At 63.1% G+C, this 17779-nt stretch carries 17 protein-coding genes and 2 pseudogenes; 11 read left to right on the top strand and 8 right to left on the bottom strand.

The window, feature by feature from the left end; genetic code table 11:
- Positions 1–16: 16 nt before the first annotated feature.
- Together H1R19_RS03080 and H1R19_RS23335 are read right to left on the bottom strand one after the other, a co-directional pair.
- Entirely contained in the window at positions 17–826 is an 810-nt protein-coding gene (locus H1R19_RS03080; protein ID WP_188329379.1) for a tyrosine-protein phosphatase, read from the bottom strand.
- A 51-nt stretch (positions 827–877) separates the two neighbouring features.
- Positions 878–1006 carry a hypothetical protein gene (locus H1R19_RS23335; RefSeq protein ID WP_257865659.1) on the bottom strand — a complete coding sequence of 43 codons (129 nt, stop codon included), beginning with the start codon at positions 1004–1006 and terminating at the stop codon, positions 878–880.
- A 319-nt stretch (positions 1007–1325) separates the two neighbouring features.
- Here H1R19_RS23335 and H1R19_RS03075 point away from each other — a divergent pair, with 319 nt between their 5' ends.
- The 4 genes and pseudogenes from H1R19_RS03075 to H1R19_RS03060 form a co-directional block, all read left to right on the top strand.
- A complete protein-coding gene (locus H1R19_RS03075; protein WP_219850542.1) occupies positions 1326–2132 on the top strand; it encodes a hypothetical protein in 807 nt (268 codons plus the stop codon).
- Entirely contained in the window at positions 2129–2743 is a 615-nt protein-coding gene (locus tag H1R19_RS23440; RefSeq protein WP_219850541.1) for a tyrosine-type recombinase/integrase, read from the top strand. Before H1R19_RS03075 ends, H1R19_RS23440 begins: the two co-directional genes overlap by 4 nt.
- 84 nt (positions 2744–2827) lie before the next feature.
- On the top strand, positions 2828–5728 hold the full coding sequence (locus H1R19_RS03065; RefSeq protein WP_219850540.1) for an NACHT domain-containing protein: 2901 nt from the start codon (positions 2828–2830) through the stop codon (positions 5726–5728).
- Between the two features lie 309 nt (positions 5729–6037).
- Positions 6038–6571: pseudogene (locus tag H1R19_RS03060) on the top strand (IS3 family transposase); the annotation flags it as partial.
- A 285-nt stretch (positions 6572–6856) separates the two neighbouring features.
- Here the strand turns inward: H1R19_RS03060 and H1R19_RS03055 are convergent.
- The 3 genes from H1R19_RS03055 to H1R19_RS03045 form a co-directional block, all read right to left on the bottom strand.
- Complete coding sequence (locus H1R19_RS03055; protein ID WP_219850539.1) at positions 6857–7276, bottom strand: hypothetical protein; 420 nt, start codon at positions 7274–7276, stop codon at positions 6857–6859.
- A 10-nt stretch (positions 7277–7286) separates the two neighbouring features.
- The gene (locus H1R19_RS03050; RefSeq protein WP_219850538.1) at positions 7287–8114 is read right to left on the bottom strand and encodes a hypothetical protein; all 828 of its coding nucleotides are present in this window, start codon (positions 8112–8114) and stop codon (positions 7287–7289) included.
- A 153-nt stretch (positions 8115–8267) separates the two neighbouring features.
- Positions 8268–9224, bottom strand: a complete 957-nt coding sequence (locus tag H1R19_RS03045; protein WP_219850537.1) for a hypothetical protein — start codon at positions 9222–9224, stop codon at positions 8268–8270.
- A gap of 204 nt (positions 9225–9428) precedes the next feature.
- Between H1R19_RS03045 and H1R19_RS03040 the strand changes: the two are divergent.
- The 4 genes and pseudogenes from H1R19_RS03040 (at position 9429) to H1R19_RS03025 (ending at position 12632) form a co-directional block, all read left to right on the top strand.
- Positions 9429–10590, top strand: a pseudogene (locus H1R19_RS03040) (IS3 family transposase).
- A gap of 97 nt (positions 10591–10687) precedes the next feature.
- Complete coding sequence (locus H1R19_RS03035; protein WP_219850536.1) at positions 10688–11602, top strand: hypothetical protein; 915 nt, start codon at positions 10688–10690, stop codon at positions 11600–11602.
- Positions 11603–11805: 203 nt separating this feature from the next.
- Positions 11806–12381 (top strand): hypothetical protein, encoded by a 576-nt coding sequence (locus tag H1R19_RS03030; protein WP_219850535.1) that lies wholly within the window; start codon positions 11806–11808, stop codon positions 12379–12381.
- 35 nt (positions 12382–12416) lie between these two features.
- Entirely contained in the window at positions 12417–12632 is a 216-nt protein-coding gene (locus H1R19_RS03025; protein ID WP_219851872.1) for a hypothetical protein, read from the top strand.
- On the opposite strand, the gene H1R19_RS03020 is transcribed toward H1R19_RS03025, so the two are convergent.
- The 3 genes from H1R19_RS03020 to groL all read right to left on the bottom strand — a co-directional run bounded on the left by H1R19_RS03020 (position 12592) and on the right by groL (position 15722).
- Entirely contained in the window at positions 12592–13122 is a 531-nt protein-coding gene (locus H1R19_RS03020; RefSeq protein WP_219850534.1) for an MSMEG_6728 family protein, read from the bottom strand. The two genes, H1R19_RS03025 and H1R19_RS03020, sit on opposite strands and share 41 nt — an antisense overlap.
- A gap of 163 nt (positions 13123–13285) precedes the next feature.
- Entirely contained in the window at positions 13286–13960 is a 675-nt protein-coding gene (locus tag H1R19_RS03015; protein ID WP_219850533.1) for a DsbA family oxidoreductase, read from the bottom strand.
- A 136-nt stretch (positions 13961–14096) separates the two neighbouring features.
- Complete coding sequence (gene groL, locus H1R19_RS03010; RefSeq protein ID WP_188329377.1) at positions 14097–15722, bottom strand: chaperonin GroEL; 1626 nt, start codon at positions 15720–15722, stop codon at positions 14097–14099.
- Between the two features lie 252 nt (positions 15723–15974).
- On the opposite strand from groL, the gene H1R19_RS03005 reads away from it, so the two are divergent.
- The 3 genes from H1R19_RS03005 to H1R19_RS02995 all read left to right on the top strand — a co-directional run bounded on the left by H1R19_RS03005 (position 15975) and on the right by H1R19_RS02995 (position 17777).
- Positions 15975–16610 carry a DUF4178 domain-containing protein gene (locus tag H1R19_RS03005; protein WP_188329376.1) on the top strand — a complete coding sequence of 212 codons (636 nt, stop codon included), beginning with the start codon at positions 15975–15977 and terminating at the stop codon, positions 16608–16610.
- 64 nt (positions 16611–16674) lie between these two features.
- Complete coding sequence (locus tag H1R19_RS03000; RefSeq protein ID WP_188329375.1) at positions 16675–17247, top strand: DUF2617 family protein; 573 nt, start codon at positions 16675–16677, stop codon at positions 17245–17247.
- Positions 17244–17777: a DUF4247 domain-containing protein gene (locus H1R19_RS02995; RefSeq protein WP_188329374.1), complete on the top strand. Its 534-nt coding sequence runs from the start codon at positions 17244–17246 to the stop codon at positions 17775–17777. Before H1R19_RS03000 ends, H1R19_RS02995 begins: the two co-directional genes overlap by 4 nt.
- Positions 17778–17779: the final 2 nt, after the last annotated feature.

Below are 17779 nucleotides of genomic sequence, written 5' to 3'. Positions count from 1 at the left end.
GAGCCGAGCGCCGGGTTCAGGTGCTGAGGAATCGCGCGCGCAGCTTCTCCTGCTCGTCGGCGCCGAGCCCGAGAGCATCGTCGAAGTAGCCCTCGATCCCGCCGAAGCGCACGTGCACCTCGTCGAACGCGGCGTCGAGGTAACCGGCGTCGACGCCGAGGACGCCGACGAGGAGTTCGGGGTCTCCCCCGGCTGCGGCGAAGCCGTCGAAGATGGGCTTGAGCGCGGGGATCAGGCGCTCGTTCGTGAGGAGGTAGTCGCGGTAGACGTCATCCTTCGACACCCCCATCAGGGTGAGGAAAGCGGCTGCGGCCCAACCTGTTCGGTCTTTGCCGGTGGTGCAGTGCACGAGCGCCGGGGTCGGGGTGTCACCGGCCAGACCCCGGAAGAACTCGGTGTACGCGGCGGTCGAGCTCGGCAGGGTGATCATCTCGCGGTAGGTCCCGCAGATCATGTCGCGGGCCTTGCCGCCGGACAGCGCCTCGTCGGCCTGGGCGACGACGGCCGGGTCGGCGAGCACCGCACCGATGTTGGCCGGAATCGACATCTGCGCGTCGGCGAGGACGTCGAGTCCGATGTTGGCGACGCCGGGCAACGCGGGGTCCGGGATGGCCTCACGTTCGTGCGCTGAGCGCAGGTCGAAGATCGTGCGGAGGCCGAGCGCCTCGAGCGGGGCCACGTCGGCGGCGTCGAGCGAGGAGAAATCGGTCGACCGGAACAACATGCCCGAACGCACCACCCGCCCGTCGACCGTCGGCCATCCGCCCACGTCGCGCAGGTTGGGCAGGCTCGCGATCGGGCTGGGCGCGCCGGGGGTCGCAGTCACGTGCCTCATCGTGTCAGACGTCCGACGGAAAAGCATCGGCCCGGTGTGCGGTCAGCCGAGTGCGTGTTCGCCTGCCACCGGGACCGGGAACATCGTCCGGGGATTCTGCAGCAGTGCCGGCGGGGTGACGTCGGCCCGATCCAGGGTGCCCGTCCACTCGACGGGCCGTCGGTGCGGCACGAGGGTCCGGGTCGGCTGGTGAACTCGTCCGCTTGCGGCGAAAAGAATTTCGCGCCTTGGTGGGCGCGGGTGGAAGACATACGATCGGAGGTGCAAAGCGAACCGGGACCAGGACTGTTCCCAGTGCGGCGTAGCCGCTTCCGATCCAGGTGACGGCGCAGCCGGGCAGGGTCACGCTGCACCTGCCGTACTGCCAGCAGTGCAGCTCGACGCAACCACCCCGGACGCAACCCCGCAGTCGGGATTTTGCGGGAGCGACGCGGGTTCGGGAGGGCTTGGTGTCGCGGCAGCGCTGATCGTTTGGGTGATACTACTTCGCATGGGAATGACGTGGACTGACTGGGTTCGGTTCGTGCTGGCACCGCTGGCGTTCGCGCTCATCGCGGCATATGTTTCGACACGAAATGCTCGAAAGACCCCTCATGAGCGTTTGAAGAACCTGGTTGATATCCATGACAAAATGTCGCCGGAGATGGACCAGAGAAGGGTAGTTGAGGCCGCCATCGCGCGCGAGCTTGTTGACTTTGATCGTCGAGTGGCGGCGGACCAGCGAGGCTTATGGGCGGGGATAAGGGAGAGAATCGCGCAGTATTCCCACTTGACTATCCCGGTGTTTGGGTTCGGAGGTGCGGTCACTGCCTTTGTTGTTGTCGTTCTTGACGGCGAATCGACGGACGGGAAGTACGCAGCTACGGTCGCCATGGCCGCTGCCCTTAGTGCGCTCGTCGGAGTTATTGTCTCGGCGGTTGCGGGGCTCTTAACTAAGCGACCGAAGAAGGAATTATCAATGGAACGAGTTTCGGCCCAGATTCGCGCCACCCTCCCTCGGATGGCACTCCAGGACGTCGTATTTAATAGCCCATTCACGACCCGGCCGGGTGAGTACCATTATGAAGTAGGTGAGCGGCTAGAACAGTTAGGCGTAATGAGCCGAGCTGACGGCCCAACAGGTGGATCCGTGGTATTTTCCGCAACCCAGTTTGGTAGAAATGCCTTGAAGAAGAGTCTGGAGCAAGCCGATCGCGAGCACATAGCGCATTGGGAGTCGGTAGCCAGGGAGAGTGCGGCGGAGGGTGATGAGGGCGACTCGAACGGAGAGGATGGGCGCGGAGCGCCCATCCAGTGAGTTGGAGCGGTCATAGACCACCGGACGGACGGCGCCAGGCTCCCTCGCTGAGAGGCCGCTTCGACGGAATCCACTTCCGACCCCACGACTCCCGCCGCCCGTTCGCCACCGAACTGGTCAACAACGGCCTACCCATCCACATCGGCGCTGCCCTGCTCAGGCATCTCGATCTGGAAACCACCCGCGGCTACGTCGCCGTGTTCAACGAAGACGTCACCCGCCACTACCAAGCCCATCTACAACGCCCGCGCGCGCTACGTCCTCCGGACGAGTACCCGCCCGTCACCGCCGCCGACTGGGTCGAGTTCGAAGCGCACTTCGACAAACGCAACGTCGAACTGGGAGGTTGTGGCCGCCCCTACGCCAGCCATGCAGCCACGAACACGCCTGTATCCGCTGCCCCATGCTCCACGTCGACCCCAAGATGCTCCGCGCCTCGACGACATCGAAGCCAACCTTCTCGAACGCCGAGACCGTGCCCACACCGAAAACTGGCTCGGCGAAATCGAAGGGATCGATCTCACCCCCTCATTCCTCCGCAGCAAGAGAACCGAGGTGCAACGCCGACTCCAGCGGCATACTGCTCTCGAACTACCCATGATGCCTGCTGAAGCGATTAGGCGAGCGCCTTGACGGTGGCGCCGCAATCGTCCACCGAAGTGGCTGTGTCCACTAGAGGCGGTAAGTTCCCATAGATGGCTAGTGACTGGGCATTCGAAGAACTCGGGCCACGTGCATTCGAGCAGCTCGCAGTAGCCCTCGCCGTCAAACTGATTGGTCCCGAGGTCGCCGTGTACGGGTCGGGCAGAGACGGCGGCCGCGAAGCCACCTACACCGGCGTCATCGAATGGCCAGAGATCCTAGACAAGAAGACTGGACCCAGCCAACGGTGGACCGGTTACACGGTCGTCCAGGCCAAACAACGCGAACGCGTCGGACCCCCGGCGCAGGATCTCGGATGGCTCAAGGGGCAGATCCGTAGCGAGCTGGATGACTGGGCCGCGGGCGGACGAAGCAAACTCCCCGACAACCTGCTGTTCGTGACCAACGCGAGGCTGTCGGCCGAGGACGACGCGGGGGGCGTGGACCAGATCAACCGGTATATCGCTACGAAACTCGATGAGCATCGACTTGACGCGTACGGCGAGCCAGCAGAAAGTCTGCGGATTCGTGGGCTACGCAACGCATATGTGTGGCACCGCGACACCCTCAACGCTCTCGTGTCCGATCAAACGGCCATCCGGGACGCCTTCCCCGCTCTGATCACGGTCGGTGATTTGCTCACGCGGTTGACGACACTTCTCCCCGGCGTAATCGATCCCGAACAACTTGCCCCTCTGCTCGTGGACCACGCTCAAAACACCCTCCGCCACGAGCAATGGCTACGGTTCGACGAAGCTGGCGATACCCCCGAAACCCGCCATCAGATCGACGGCGCCATCGTCGATCTCCCGGCTATCTACGACAGTCGCCGAGTCCACTCGCTTCTATCGCGGATCATCGAGCGCGCAGACCAAGTCACTCGGCCATCGGTATGGCAGTCCCCGCACCCTCGTCACCTTGTCATCACTGGTGCACCCGGAAACGGCAAAAGCACGGTGGCCAAGTACATCACCCAGGTCTATCGCGCGCACTTTGCCCGTCACGAAGCCAACCAGGCCGGAGTGCGGGAGATTATCAACCGCACCAACGAGTCACTCGAACGAATCGAAGTCAGGAGCCCGAAGAGCCCTCGATGGCCACTACGGGTCGATCTAGCCACCATGGCTAGCGACATGGGCCCTGAAGGCGGGCCGGGTATAAAGCGGTGGCTGGCCACCGTCGTCACCAGCAATACCGACCTTGCAGTTGAACCAGCCTCCCTGACTAGATGGATGAAGGCTTGGCCGACCCTGCTGATATTCGATGGATTTGACGAGGTCACCATGCCTCAACACCGTCAACGGATCGTCGATGAGATCGGCAGTCTTTTGGACTGGGCAGACAGCCAGGAGGCCGACCTCCTCATGATCATTACTACCCGAAGAACCGGCTACACCGAGCGTCTGCTTCCCGACCACTTCGATCAGATCGACCTTGACACCTTCACCCCTCAAGAATCGCTCCTCTACGCTCAGCACATCACGGCGCAACGTCTCAGCGACGATGTGCCCCATCGTGACCACGTGCTCGCCCAATTTGGCGATGCCATCAAGAACCCATCGATCGAACGCCTACTCAAGACCCCGCTGCAGGTGTTGATCCTGACCATCATCCTTGGAGGCTCCGGATCACTCCCCACAACTCGGTATCAGCTCTTCTGGAACTACTTCGACACGGTATTCAGGCGCGAAGCGAACAAGAACACCGCCAATAGGACGTTCTTTCGCGATCACCGCACAGCGATCATTGAACTACACCAGATGGTCGGTGCGGTACTACATATTCGTTGCGAAACAACGGACGAAGTGGTCCCTAAGATGCCCCGATCCGAGCTTTCAGCGCTTGCCGCGCAGTACATGCGCGAGGGAGGACATGACGAGGACACGGCGACAGCATTCGCGGGAAGGATCTTTGCTGTCGCTACGCAACGGCTCGTGCTCCTCACCGCGGACGAGAACGACACTGTCTCGTTCGACGTACGCAGCCTGCAGGAGTTGATGGCCGGACGACGACTCGTTGATGGCAGCGACGCCGAAATTCGCTCCAACCTCGAGATAACAGCGCTGAGTCCTCACTGGCGAAACGCCTGGCTATTTGCGGCGGGCAAGCTCGCGACCGACAGCCGGCACCGCAGTGAGATGCTGATCGACATCGTTGAGCACTGTGATGATGCGAACCGCTGGCCGGCATGGCTATGTCCTGCGGGCCCCGAACTTGCCGCCTACCTGCTCGACGACGGCCTCGCCGCCGAAAGGCCCTACGACCAGACTCGCCTCATCGACGTCGCCCTGCGCTGCCTTCAAGGCCCGTTTCCGCAGGAACCGCAGACCATCGCCGCGGCGTTGCAAATTGCCTCCAGCAGAAGGACACTCGACAGTCAGCGCATTCGCAACGAGATCGGCAGAGCACTAGAATCTAGTGGAGAGCGAAGAGCGATCGCCCAAACTCTCGTTTACCACGGACAGTATGGATCAAGCCGTGTCCCAGGGCACTACACCCCCGAGGACCTCCAGCGCACCGTCGACATGTGGAAGGTGCAACTCCCCGGGCCCCAGGCCAAGACCTCGATTGGAGAACTCATTCGCCCTGTCTTCGGCGACATGGCCGGCGCTATTGACCCATCGGATGCGCAGCTCGTCGAGAGCGCAATAGCCGACCTCACGAACCTCATATTGAAGCGCACAGACCACGGCGATCTCTGGCCGGTTACGGCTATCCGTGCTGGACAAGCACCACGTCTCGACGCAGCCCTTGACAACACCGAGGCAGCCGAGCTTCTCAGAGTCTGCCTAGGATCACTACCACCACAAGAATGGACGGCACAATCGATGGTCGCGCGCCTCATTGCTGCCACGCGATCACGACAACCGGTCGGTCATCTCCTAACAATCGGCGGCCTAGCGGAGCAACTCACAACAACTGCTACCCGTCAGAGTTGGGGTACTGGACTTTGACGCCGGACAGACTGTTATCGAAGAGTCGCGATCATTGCGATGGAGGAGTCCAGCGCCCCCAAATTGGTCGCGACATTGTCGCACTCGTAACGCACTCGGCTACCGATTAGCACACCGATCGTTCGATCGCAACCTGCTCTCGTCCAATCATCATCTATGATGATCCGTCCACAAAGCTTGGGACTGCTGCACGCGTAGGTGACATCTGATCTGGCTTGCCTTCGGGCGGTCGGGAAGGATGTAGCTGTGCCCAAGCGGTACCCCCAGGAGTTCCGTGACGACGTGGTCCGAGTGGCCCGTGACCGTGGAGACGGCGTCACGATCGATTTCACCGCCGACAGACCGAATCGATTGTGGCTCACCGATATCACCGAACATCACACCGGCGAGGGCAAGCTCTACCTCTGTGCGATCAAAGACGTCTACTCCCGACGGATCGTCGGCTACAGCATCGATTCCCGCATGAAGTCGTGGCTGGCCGTGGCGGCACTGCATAGCGCTGTCGCCCGTCGCAGTGAAGTCGCCGGCTGCATCGTTCACTCCGATCGAGGATCGCAATTCCGGTCCCGAAAGTTCCAGCACGCCTTGAACACTCATGGACTAACGGGGTCGATGGGCAAAGTCGGGGCCTGCCGGGACAACGCGGCCATGGAGAGTTTCTTCGCGCTTCTGCAACGCAACGTCCTCGACCGCCAACGCTGGGACACCCGTGAGCAGCTGAGGATTGCGATCGTCACCTGGATCGAACGGACCTACCACCGCCGGCGCCGACAAGCCCGTCTCGGTCGGTTGACGCCCGTCGAGTTCGAAGCAATGATCAACACCGCCGCTGCCGCGGCATAACACCCCAACTGTCACCTATCCGTGCAGCAGTCCCACCCACACGCCAGACACCGTTCCGATAGCGGCTAGCCATGCCGGCAGCGTTCCCCAGTCGAGTGACCCCACGAACCCAGTATCGTCGCGGACTCGACTTAAACCTACTCCCGCGCCGGGGCGACCAGGACAACCAGTTCGGTACGCACATACGTTCGAACCCCTGGTAGTCTCAACACCGGCTGGGCGCGACCACGCCGAACGACGGGGAGCGAGAGGTGACGGGAGCGCCCAGCCACTCGAAGCGTCGACTCACTCCCGCATCGTGCAGTCGGATGTCTTCCACTCTTCACCGACGAGCACCCAAGGCATCCCAGTGTCGTTCTGACTCGTGTCATTGAAGTGCAGATCCACCGTCCCGGTGTTCCCCTTAACGGTGGCATCCACATGCTGGAGTTCCCGAGTCGGCTCGCTGTCGTTGAAGTCCGACATGGCCTTGAACTGGTCTTCCGTTAGGTCTTGCTTGCACTCATCGGTGAACAGGGCGTATGCCTCTACCCCGTCACCACCATAGAAAGACTCCGACCACTCCCGTGCCGCGTCCTCGAGTGAAGCCTGCGGGTCTTGGGTCGCCACAGTTGTAGGGCTCGAAATGTCACTACCACCCCCGCAGCCGGTCACGATGAAGCCAGCAGCAACGATCAGCAGGCAGATGTACTTGAAGTGTCGCAATACGTTCTCCTCAGTTCTCGGTCCAGGTGATGACCTTGTCGCCCATCGGACTGTCGCACTTATAGTCGTAGCCCGCCGAGTCGGACACCGCCGCGCCAGCGATATTGCACGCATACTCGGTCACGCCATTGACCTCGTAATAGACGCCTTTAGCCCCTTCCGCTACGAGCTGCTTCCAAGAGTCGATGATGACTTGCTTTGCCTTGTCACAGTCCACCTCGCCGACACGAACCTCGATCGTGCCCTTCTCACCTGAGTCGTTCAGCGCCAGTTCTCCACAGTCGACAGGGATCGGAGGCGCTTCACCAGCCACATCCGGGCATAGAATCTTCGAGCCCATGACCGAGAGTCGCAGCGCAGCCGCTTCCTGATCTTCCTCGGCTCCCATGGCGGCAACAGACTCTCCGCTCGCACGAGCGCCCGCACATACAACAAGAGGAAGAGCCACCCTGACGACCACATACTCGTCGGTTACTTCGACGACCTCCTTGCCGTAAGCATCGAAGTCGACGTGCGCATACTGCGGGTCTTGTTTCATTTTCTCAAGCTGTTCCAGAGCTTGATCAGCTCCATCACGACCCAGCTTCACGAGGGCCGGGTCGAAATGGCCTGGATCGCACAGGAATTCAGTGTATCGCTGGAACGAACCCGCAGGCGACCGCGGAATCTCTTCCGCGAGCGTATCGTAAAACCCGGACGCCTCTCTCTCCGCAAGGTCGCCCATGTCATTAAAGCCAGGCATGCCGTACTTCTGACCGATAGCGATCTGTTTTTGCGCAAGCTCCAACTGCTGTTGTCGGAGTTGATCCACCGTGAGATTTGGACCTTCGTAGGTCACACATTGCGACTCCACTGGTATGCCTAAACCCCCGGCCGCGTTCCCCCCTCGGTCCGGCGTCGAGCTGGTATCTCCCCCACCACACCCGGCCAGGAGAAGTGCGACGACCAAGAGCGTTAGACTGGGATACTTAAACTGCCGCACAACCGCTCCTTAGTTCGCCGACCAGGTAATGGTCTTGTCGTTACCCGCGGTCTCGCATTTATAGTCGTAGCCTTCTTCTGCAGACTCACCGACTCCCGCCATTCCGCAGGTGTACTCCGCACCATCGACTTCGTAGACGATGATCTTCTGTTCTATGGCCAGCAGCCGCGTCCAGGATTCACGGATGATCTTCGTTGCGTCGTCGCAGTCGACATCGCCAGCGACAACTCTGATCGCCCCCGACTTCGATACGCTCTCCAGAGACGTTTCACCGCAGTCGGCTGGAGCGGCCGGAAGCTCACCGGCTTCATCAGGACACACGATCGTTGATGACTCGACAACAAATCGTGTATTGTCATCGACTTCCATACCATCGCCGCTGTACATCCCAGCGATTGTCGTTCCAGCGGCGCGAGCCTGTGCACAGGTACTAAGTGGCGTCGTGATAAAGGTAACCAGATACCTATTGTGTAGCTCGTTTTGCTCTCTGGCGTAGCCAACGACGTCGATGCCCTGATTCTTGGGATCGTTCTTCATCTGCTCAATCTGCTCGGCAGCCTTTCCCCTGGCCTCGTCCGGTGCCAGCGCACATTCCGTGCTCGACTCTTCAGCAATCCACTCGCATACGAACTCGAAGTGTCGTTGAAATGAGCCGGCCGGCGCATTTGGGATCTCTGACCTCACTTGATCTATCGTGAGGTCCACGCTCGACTCAGGGTTGCTGTTCATCTCCGCAGCACCCGGGAACTTGTACTTTCGTAGAAGCTCTTCACGTTCATAGTGAGCTTCCACAATCTGCGCGCGAAACTCTTGCGCAGTCAGGTTCGGACCCTCATAGGTCGCGCAGTTCGACCCACCTGACGAATCTCCCCCACGGGCGATGTCAGGGACAGGGTTGTCGATGCCGCACGCGGACGTAACCAACATGACGGCGAAGCAAGTGCCCGCCAGCGAGTGGAGTTTCATCGGCTCTCCCAGACCTCGGCCCGAAGAAGGCGAGGCTAGCACGTGGCGACCGGTGAAAGCACTGGCTCGCAACAGGTTCGCCTGTTTGGTGGAACGTCGAGGAAGTCTGTGGATAACCCGTCGAGCGATGGCCTGTCGGGACTGCTGCACGCATAGGTGACATCTGATCTGGCTTGCCTTCGGGCGGTCGGGAAGGATGTAGCTGTGCCCAAGCCGTACCCCCAGGAGTTCCGTGACGACGTGGTCCGAGTGGCCCGTGACCGTGGAGACGGCGTCACGATCGAGCAGGTCGCCAACGACTTCGGGGTGCACCCGATGACGCTGCACAAATGGATGCGACGCGCTGACATCGAAGAGGGCCGCAGCCCAGGCGTGAGTTCGACCGAGTCCGCTGAACTGCGCGAGGCCCGCAAACGGATCCGGTTACTCGAGCAGGAGAACGAGGTGCTGCGTCGCGCCGCGGCGTATCTGTCCCAGGCGAACTTGCCGGGAAAAGGCTCTACCCGCTCGTGAGAGAGCTCGCCGCCGACGGGGTTCCCGTGGCGGTGTCGTGCCGGGTCCTCAAGCTCTCCCGCCATCCCTACTACCGATGGATGGCCAATCCAGTCACCACCGCAGAGTTGACCGCGGCGTACCGGGCGAATGCCCTATTCGATGCCCATCGAGACGATCCGAGTTCGGATACCGGTTCCTCGCCGGCGAAGCAGAGCGGGTCAAGGAGCCGATGAGCGAGCGGACTGCGTGGCGAATCTGCCGCGACAACGGTTGGTGGTCGGCATTCGGAAAGAAGCGAGGCCGCAACGGCCGCCGATCGGGTCCACCAGTTCACGACGATCTGGTCCAACGCAATTTCACCGCCGACAGACCGAATCGATTGTGGCTCACCGATATCACCGAACATCACACCGGCGAGGGCAAGCTCTACCTCTGTGCGATCAAAGACGTCTACTCCCGACGGATCGTCGGCTACAGCATCGATTCCCGCATGAAGTCGCGGCTGGCCGTGGCGGCACTGCATAGCGCTGTCGCCCGTCGCAGTGAAGTCGCCGGCTGCATCGTTCACTCCGATCGAGGATCGCAATTCCGGTCCCGAAAGTTCCAGCACGCCTTGAACACTCATGGACTAACGGGGTCGATGGGCAAAGTCGGGGCCTGCCGGGACAACGCGGCCATGGAGAGTTTCTTCGCGCTTCTGCAACGCAACGTCCTCGACCGCCAACGCTGGGACACCCGTGAGCAGCTGAGGATTGCGATCGTCACCTGGATCGAACGGACCTACCACCGCCGGCGCCGACAAGCCCGTCTCGGTCGGTTGACGCCCGTCGAGTTCGAAGCAATGATCAACACCGCCGCTGCCGCGGCATAACACCCCAACTGTCACCTATCCGTGCAGCAGTCCCACCCACGCCGCCGCACCGACCGAGTCCGTACGAAACACGACTGACCTAGGGAAGCGCGATCTGATGACCTTCGTGATCGCGAAGATTGTTGACCATCATGCCGGTCGAGTTATGTTGCTTGCGGACACCAAAATGACGCACCGCAACGATGAGAAGCTGACAAGGCATGCTCTGGTCAACCCCCTGCAGAAGGTCGTCATCGTCAACGACAATGTCGCTGTCGGCTTCGCGGGTGATAATCCGGAGAATGCAATCCGCGCAGTTGTCGACCTGCGCGGCAACACCGTAAATGACATAAAAACGGGCCTGCTTGACTACACACGCAGCAAGGCAACAGTAAAGGATGCGTCGACTAGCTTTCTGCTGACCACCCGTGGCCCTGCACCTCAAATCGTTGAAATCAGTAATGGGATTGTCGAGGACCGTACCGCTGTCGGGACGGGCTGGATCGGGGACGCTGACGCGCACCGCGCATATACCAAGACGTTCCTCGACCTGCAGCATATGCCCGATCTTGGCGGGCGGTTTGTCGGCGCAATGGCGTCAGTTGTCACGAGGGAGGAAGTTGCCTCTGTAGGCGGGCACATGGTCCGGGCTACAGGCTGCAGCGAGACGCCCATGCGCTTCCACGGAGATCCCGGCTTCGTCATGCCTTGGAGCATGGCAGCTAGCCTCACAGCGCTCGCACCGGGACAGGTCAATATGAAGTTCTCCTTACCCAAAGGTCATGACCCGACACGCAATTCGCGGATTCCCGTCGCGGGAAAATGGCCTACTTTTAGCGCGTTGGCGCACTTCGTTCCGGAACTTAATACAGCTTGGCTACATACTCACGAGCAGCCATGGCAGGCGCCCATCCGAATCGAAGCATCCTCGGTTAGCGACCTCGGCGATATTGCCAAGTCAGAGTATCGTCAGCTCCTTGACACCGACCGAGCCGCGACAATCCTCGAGAAGAATCTCGGTGACCGCAGCTAGAGGCACCGAATCGATCGAGGGCGGTTGTTCTTGCGGAGCAGCGGATAGCCCGACCCGTGCACAGCCCTGACTTCCCCGACCCTGCCTGCAGGCGCCGCTCAACCTGGACTCCTCATGTACTCTCCTAGTTCGAGAGCGCACCGCTCTCCGTGTGGCACATCAAGGGATGCGCTCTGCCGCACGCTAGGACACTAGGAGTTCCGATGACCCTCTCTTTCCTGGCCGCGCACATGGCCGCCGAGATCAACGCCCACGACTGGAGCGACGCTCCGTACCGCTTCGACCGGGCGGGTCACCGACGTGAGAAGGACACTCCCTCACGACGCAGTGGTTTGGCGCTCACCGCCGACGAGACTCAGCTTGTAAAGGCGAACGCGGCCATGGTTGCTGCCCAGGTCATCGGATACCTGGAGGGTGAGAGCTTCGACCCTCACGAGTTCGCACTGATGGCGGGAGTCTCGCGGGAGATCCGTCTCACCGCGAGGGGACAGAGGTCTGGATCCATCGATGCCGCACTGCGCAAGGACAACGGTTGTTTCGACACTCCAGGGAGCACCCTGCGACACGTGGACGGCCTAGCGTACTCCTTGGAAGACGCCATGGCGGGGGTGCTCCGGTTCCCCGAGGGAGACGCTCACAGTCTCTCTGCCCGCACCAGCGTGACCCTCTTCTTCAAGGGTCAATGCTACGGCCATGGAGTGGTGAGCCGCGTGGAGTTACGTCATGGCTGGCAGGTCGTAGTTTGGGATCGATATACCACATACGCCATTCCGCGCTGACCTGGAGTCCGGAGTCGGCTACCGACAGCGAGAAGGTGGACCGCTGGGCCGGCCGTCAGCAGCGGGCGCTCGCCGAGACCTCCATCCGCTCGGTGCTGTCGTTCCAGCTCTTCGCCGGCACCACGACGATCGGCGCGCTGAAACTGTTCGCCGACGACCCCGGCGTCGTCTTCGCGACACACGCCGCGATCACGTGGAACACCTGTGCACCTACCGGAACTCCGCATACTGGTCGGGCGACGTCGGCCTGATCACCCACACTCTGCGCCCGGATGTCTCGACTCGGGTCGCCGTGACGGGCGGCCCCGGCCAGAAGTACGGGAGCTCGTCGGGTGTGTCCCCGAACTCCGCGGCGTAGAAATCCGGATCCTTGCGCAACAATGCCGACCGGTGGCTCCGATGGAGACGCTCATCGCCGAGCCACGGCGGCATCAGTCCCTCGGCGGTGAGCTCGGACTGTGAGCGGTCGGCGACGTCGGGCGCGAACTCGGCGATCATCGGCGCGGTGGTGTCCGCGCGTCCCTCGCGCGTCCACACGTCGACGAACGCGAGGCCGTAGCAGACCAGGGCGGGGGTGTGACCGCGCCACATCGTGACCGCCGGGTGGTTGCCCCAGCCGTAGTCGAACAACTCCAGCGCCCGCAAGATCTGCAGGGTCTCCACCCGCGGTTTACCGAGCCGTGCGGCGTCGAGAACCTCTGCGGATCGACGGAAGTCCGCGTAGGGCAGGAACGTCTGCATGGCGCAGGTCTACCCACTCACCCCCGCGGCCCACACACCGAACCTGCGCGGTCAGTCCTCGGTCTGGTCCTCAGCAGCGGTCTCGACACCGGGGACCGCACACACCCCGTCCACGCACACCGCCGCGTCGGCGTCGCCGATCATCTCGAACTGCGGGTGCGGCTCAGACATGACTGGACTCTTCGGCATCGCTGCGTTCGGCGCGAACCTTCGCGAGCACCTCGGTGAACGTCTCGGGTGACTGGGCGCCGGAGACGCCGTACCGGCCGTCGAGCACGAAGAACGGCACTCCCGAAATGCCGTACGCGCGGGCCTGATCGATGTCGGCGTCGACGTCCGCCGCGTACCGGCCCGATGCCAGCACTTCCAGGACCTCGTCCCGATCGAGCCCGACATCTGCGGCCAGATCGGCGAGCACAGAGTCCTTGCCGACGTGCTCGCCCTGCTCGAAGTAGGCCTTGAACAGACGTTCGGCGTACTCGAGTTGCTTGCCCTGTGCCTTGGCGTGATGCAGCACCTGATGCGCTTTGAGTGTCTTGGTCTGCAGTACCGCGTCGAAGTCGAAGGCGAGCCCGACCTCGGCGGCGATGTCGGTGACGCGTGTGAGCATCTCGCGAACCTGGGCAGCGGGCATGCCCTTGTGCTGCACCAGGAAATCGACCGACGAGCCGGCGAAATCCTCCGGCGTATCCGGCGAGAGCTCGTAGCTGTGGTACGTCACCGCGACGTCGTCGCGGCCGTCGAATTCGGCGAGGCCGGCCTCGAACTTGCGTTTGCCGATGTAGCACCAGGGGCAGGCGATGTCGGACCAGATGTCGACGGTGATGGGAGCAGGCATACAGCCTTCAACTCCTCGCCGGCACTCGCCATTCCGCAGTGCCGCAGGCCCCATACCGCAGGGCCGGATACACCAAACCGGCCCACCCCCGAAGGAGTGGGCCGGCCTGTGGTGATGGAGAGCGGGAGAGCGTGGACTAGAAGCCCATGCCACCCATCTCGTCGCCACCCGGCATTGCCGGTGCGGAGTTCTTCTCCGGCTTGTCGGCGACGACGGCCTCGGTGGTGAGGAACAGAGCCGCGATCGAGGCTGCGTTCTGCAGCGCCGAGCGGGTGACCTTCACCGGGTCGTTGATGCCGGCGGCCAGCAGGTCCTCGTACACACCGGTGGCGGCGTTGAGGCCGGTGCCGATGGGCGAGTTCAGGACCTTGTCGGCGACGACGCCCGGCTCGAGACCGGCGTTGATCGCGATCTGCTTGGCCGGAGCCGAGAGCGCGACGCGCACGATGTTGGCGCCGGTCGCCTCGTCACCCTCGAGGGAGAGTGCGTCGATGGCCGGACCCGACTGCAGCAGGGCCACGCCACCACCGGCGACGATGCCCTCTTCGACGGCAGCCTTGGCGTTGCGCACGGCATCTTCGATGCGGTGCTTGCGCTCCTTGAGCTCGACCTCGGTGGCCGCGCCCGCCTTGATGACCGCAACACCGCCGGCCAGCTTGGCCAGACGCTCCTGCAGCTTCTCACGGTCGTAGTCGGAGTCGCTGTTCTCGATCTCGCCACGGATCTGCGCCACGCGACCGGCGATGGCGTCGGGATCGCCCGCGCCCTCGACGATGGTGGTCTCGTCCTTGGTGACGACGACCTTGCGGGCGGTGCCCAGCAGCTCGACGCCGGCGCCCTCGAGGGTCAGGCCGACCTCTTCGCTGATGACCTCGCCACCGGTGAGGATGGCGATGTCGGCCAGCATGGCCTTGCGGCGGTCACCGAAGCCCGGAGCCTTGACGGCGACGGACTTGAAGGTGCCCTTGAGCTTGTTGACGACCAGGGTCGAGAGGGCTTCGCCCTCGACGTCCTCGGCGATGATCAGCAGCGGCTTGCCGGCCTGGATGACCTTCTCCAGCAGCGGCAGCAGGTCCTTGATGGTCGAGACCTTGCCCGAGACCAGCAGGATGTACGGGTCGTCGAGGACGGCTTCCTGGCGGTCTGCGTCGGTGACGAAGTACCCCGAGATGTAACCCTTGTCGAAGCGCATGCCCTCGGTGAGCTCGAGCTGCAGGCCGAAGGTGTTGGACTCCTCGACCGTGATGACGCCTTCCTTGCCGACCTTGTCCATCGCCTCGGCGATGAGCTCGCCGATCGAGGGGTCGCCGGCCGAGATGCCTGCGGTCTGAGCGATCTGCTCCTTGGTCTCGACCTCCCGGGCGCTCTTCAGCAGCGACTCGGTGACGGCCTCGACGGCCTTCTCGATGCCGCGCTTCAGACCCAGCGGGTTGGCACCGGCAGCGACGTTGCGCAGACCCTCGCGAACGAGAGCCTGGGCCAGAACGGTAGCGGTGGTGGTGCCGTCGCCCGCGACGTCGTCAGTCTTCTTGGCGACCTCCTTGACGAGCTCGGCACCGATCTTCTCGTACGGGTCCTCCAGCTCGATCTCCTTGGCGATGGACACACCATCGTTGGTGATCGTGGGGGCGCCCCACTTCTTCTCCAGCACGACGTTGCGACCCTTGGGTCCCAACGTCACTCGGACTGCGTCGGCGAGGCTGTTGAGGCCCCGTTCGAGGCCGCGACGGGCCTCTTCGTCGAACGCGATTTGCTTGGCCATGGGTAAGTGATCCTCCGAAGGGGGTGACACTAGGTTCGTATGGCCGGAACTCGGTGCCCGCGACGGACGACCGGTGTGTCTCGGTACCGGTCTCACCGTCCCGACCTGGCACTCACAGCTCGCGAGTGCCAACCTTGTTTTTAGCACTCGACCAGTGCGAGTGCAAGGTAGGCTCGTCACCGGCACCGCCACGACCGCATCATTCACCTCGCCGACCTGACTGTCCTGGCGAATCCCGATAGGGTCTGCGGCGTGGAGTATCTGCTGATCATCATCGTCGCGCTGCTCGCGATCATCACGGTGATCGTCGTCTTCAACTTCCTCGGCAAACGCAAGGCGGCGCAGGCCCAGGCCGACGCCCTGCGCGACCGCACCTACCGCCCGGGCGACCCGTTCTCCTCGGCCGATGACGACTCCGTCTACGGCGATCCGCGCAACCTCAAGCCGAGCGACCTCGTCGAGCTGCGCGGTGAGACCTACGCCGTGCGCGGCACGGTGCGGCTCACCCAGGACGGCTACACCTGGACCGAGAACTTTCTCGACACCGGCCTGGGCACCAAGGCATGGATCTCGGTCGAGGACGACCCCGACCTCGAGGTCGTGCTGTGGCAGGAACTGACGGGGGTCGCGGTGACACCGGGGGCCGACACCGTCGAGATCGAGGGACGGAGCTACCGATCCGAAGAGGCCGGGACCGCACGGTTCACCTCGGCGGGCACGACGGGACTCGCGGCGTCGGGCCGGATGGCCTATCACGACTACCAGGCGGGTGATGACCGGCTGTCCTTCGAGGACTACGGCAGCGGCTGGGAATGCGCGCGCGGCGAGGTCCTGCAGCGCGCGGACTATCGCATCTATCCGAGCAACCCGGCGCCCGAGACTCCCTGAGCGCACGCCCGACTCCGCCGCCCATCCCGCACGCACGTCTGATCAGGAAAGACACCCCACCCTCATGTCAGACCTCCCCGAAAACGCCGAACACCTCGGTGACCCGGCCGCCACGCTGGCCGTCACCTACGCCGACACCAGTGCCGCGCAGCTCGGCTTCTCCCTGAGCGCGCCACTGCAGGAGCCCCTCGCCCAGGAGGACGGCGAGATCGACGGCATCTCGGTGTCGGTGCGGCTACTCGGCGCCAGCCACCAGGTTCTCGTCGAAGATGGTTCGCAGCGGATCTGCGAGACGGTCGCCTGCCTCCCCGAGGTCACCTCGGCCCTGCCGCAGAGCTTCCAGGAGAGCGGTTACTACTTCAGGTCCCGCATCGAGCAGGCCACGCCGGATCAGTTCGCCGCGCTGGTCGAGCAGCTCGCGGCGCGGGTGACCGAGCAGATGGCGACCGGGCATCCGAGTGTGATGGGACGGTTCCCCGGTGAACCGCTCGCCGTCACCGTGATCGTGACCGAATCGTCGGACAACACGGTCACCTGGCACACGTGGCACACCTATCCGCAGGCCGGCGAAGTGGTGATCACCTCCAGCCGGATCGACCGGGGGCCGATCGACCGCGGCCCGGCTGCCCGTCCATGACCCAGCCGCCGCCCGGCGGTCCGACCCCGGACCCACGTCGCCGCCTGAACAGAATCCGCAACATCATCATCGGCGTCATCGTCGTGGTCACGATCTTCGCGCTCCTCGGCGCATGCGGCACCCGCGCACTGCGCGGCGACGGACTCGGCGGGTCGGCGCGGGACCACATCACGCAGAACTATCAGCGTGAGACGGCCCTCGACGACGGTGACGTGGACGCCTACATCGCCGACGGCACACCGGCCGAGGTCGCCGACGAGCTCCGCGATGCCGAGCGGCCCGCCGACCAGCGAGGGGGTGCGGCAGGTGCAGGCAACGTCGCCGGCACACAGTTCCTGCAGTACCCCGACTACCTCGTCGGCCTGTTTCCCTACGCGGCCGGTCAGACCCGCGTGATGCTCAGCCGCGACTACCGGTCGGGCTACAACCACTACCACAGCTACGTCGGCGCCTTCTGGGTCCCGACGCCGCGATATTCCGGCAGCGGCAGCGGAAATCGCGGCGGCGGCAGCGGAGGCGGCGGCAAATGACC

Source organism: Gordonia jinghuaiqii (assembly GCF_014041935.1).
GTDB lineage: Bacteria > Actinomycetota > Actinomycetes > Mycobacteriales > Mycobacteriaceae > Gordonia > Gordonia jinghuaiqii.
This window is presented reverse-complemented; position numbering and strand designations above follow the sequence as displayed.

Coding starts and splice junctions, on each gene's coding strand:
- H1R19_RS03035 (WP_219850536.1), top strand. CDS start 10,688: ATGACCTTCGTGATCGCGAAGATTGTTGACCATCATGCCGGTCGAGTT.
- H1R19_RS02995 (WP_188329374.1), top strand. CDS start 17,244: ATGACCCAGCCGCCGCCCGGCGGTCCGACCCCGGACCCACGTCGCCGC.
- H1R19_RS03000 (WP_188329375.1), top strand. CDS start 16,675: ATGTCAGACCTCCCCGAAAACGCCGAACACCTCGGTGACCCGGCCGCC.
- H1R19_RS03015 (WP_219850533.1), bottom strand. CDS start 13,960: ATGCCTGCTCCCATCACCGTCGACATCTGGTCCGACATCGCCTGCCCC.
- H1R19_RS03075 (WP_219850542.1), top strand. CDS start 1,326: ATGGGAATGACGTGGACTGACTGGGTTCGGTTCGTGCTGGCACCGCTG.
- groL (WP_188329377.1), bottom strand. CDS start 15,722: ATGGCCAAGCAAATCGCGTTCGACGAAGAGGCCCGTCGCGGCCTCGAA.
- H1R19_RS03020 (WP_219850534.1), bottom strand. CDS start 13,122: ATGCAGACGTTCCTGCCCTACGCGGACTTCCGTCGATCCGCAGAGGTT.
- H1R19_RS03065 (WP_219850540.1), top strand. CDS start 2,828: ATGGCTAGTGACTGGGCATTCGAAGAACTCGGGCCACGTGCATTCGAG.
- H1R19_RS03030 (WP_219850535.1), top strand. CDS start 11,806: ATGACCCTCTCTTTCCTGGCCGCGCACATGGCCGCCGAGATCAACGCC.
- H1R19_RS03045 (WP_219850537.1), bottom strand. CDS start 9,224: ATGAAACTCCACTCGCTGGCGGGCACTTGCTTCGCCGTCATGTTGGTT.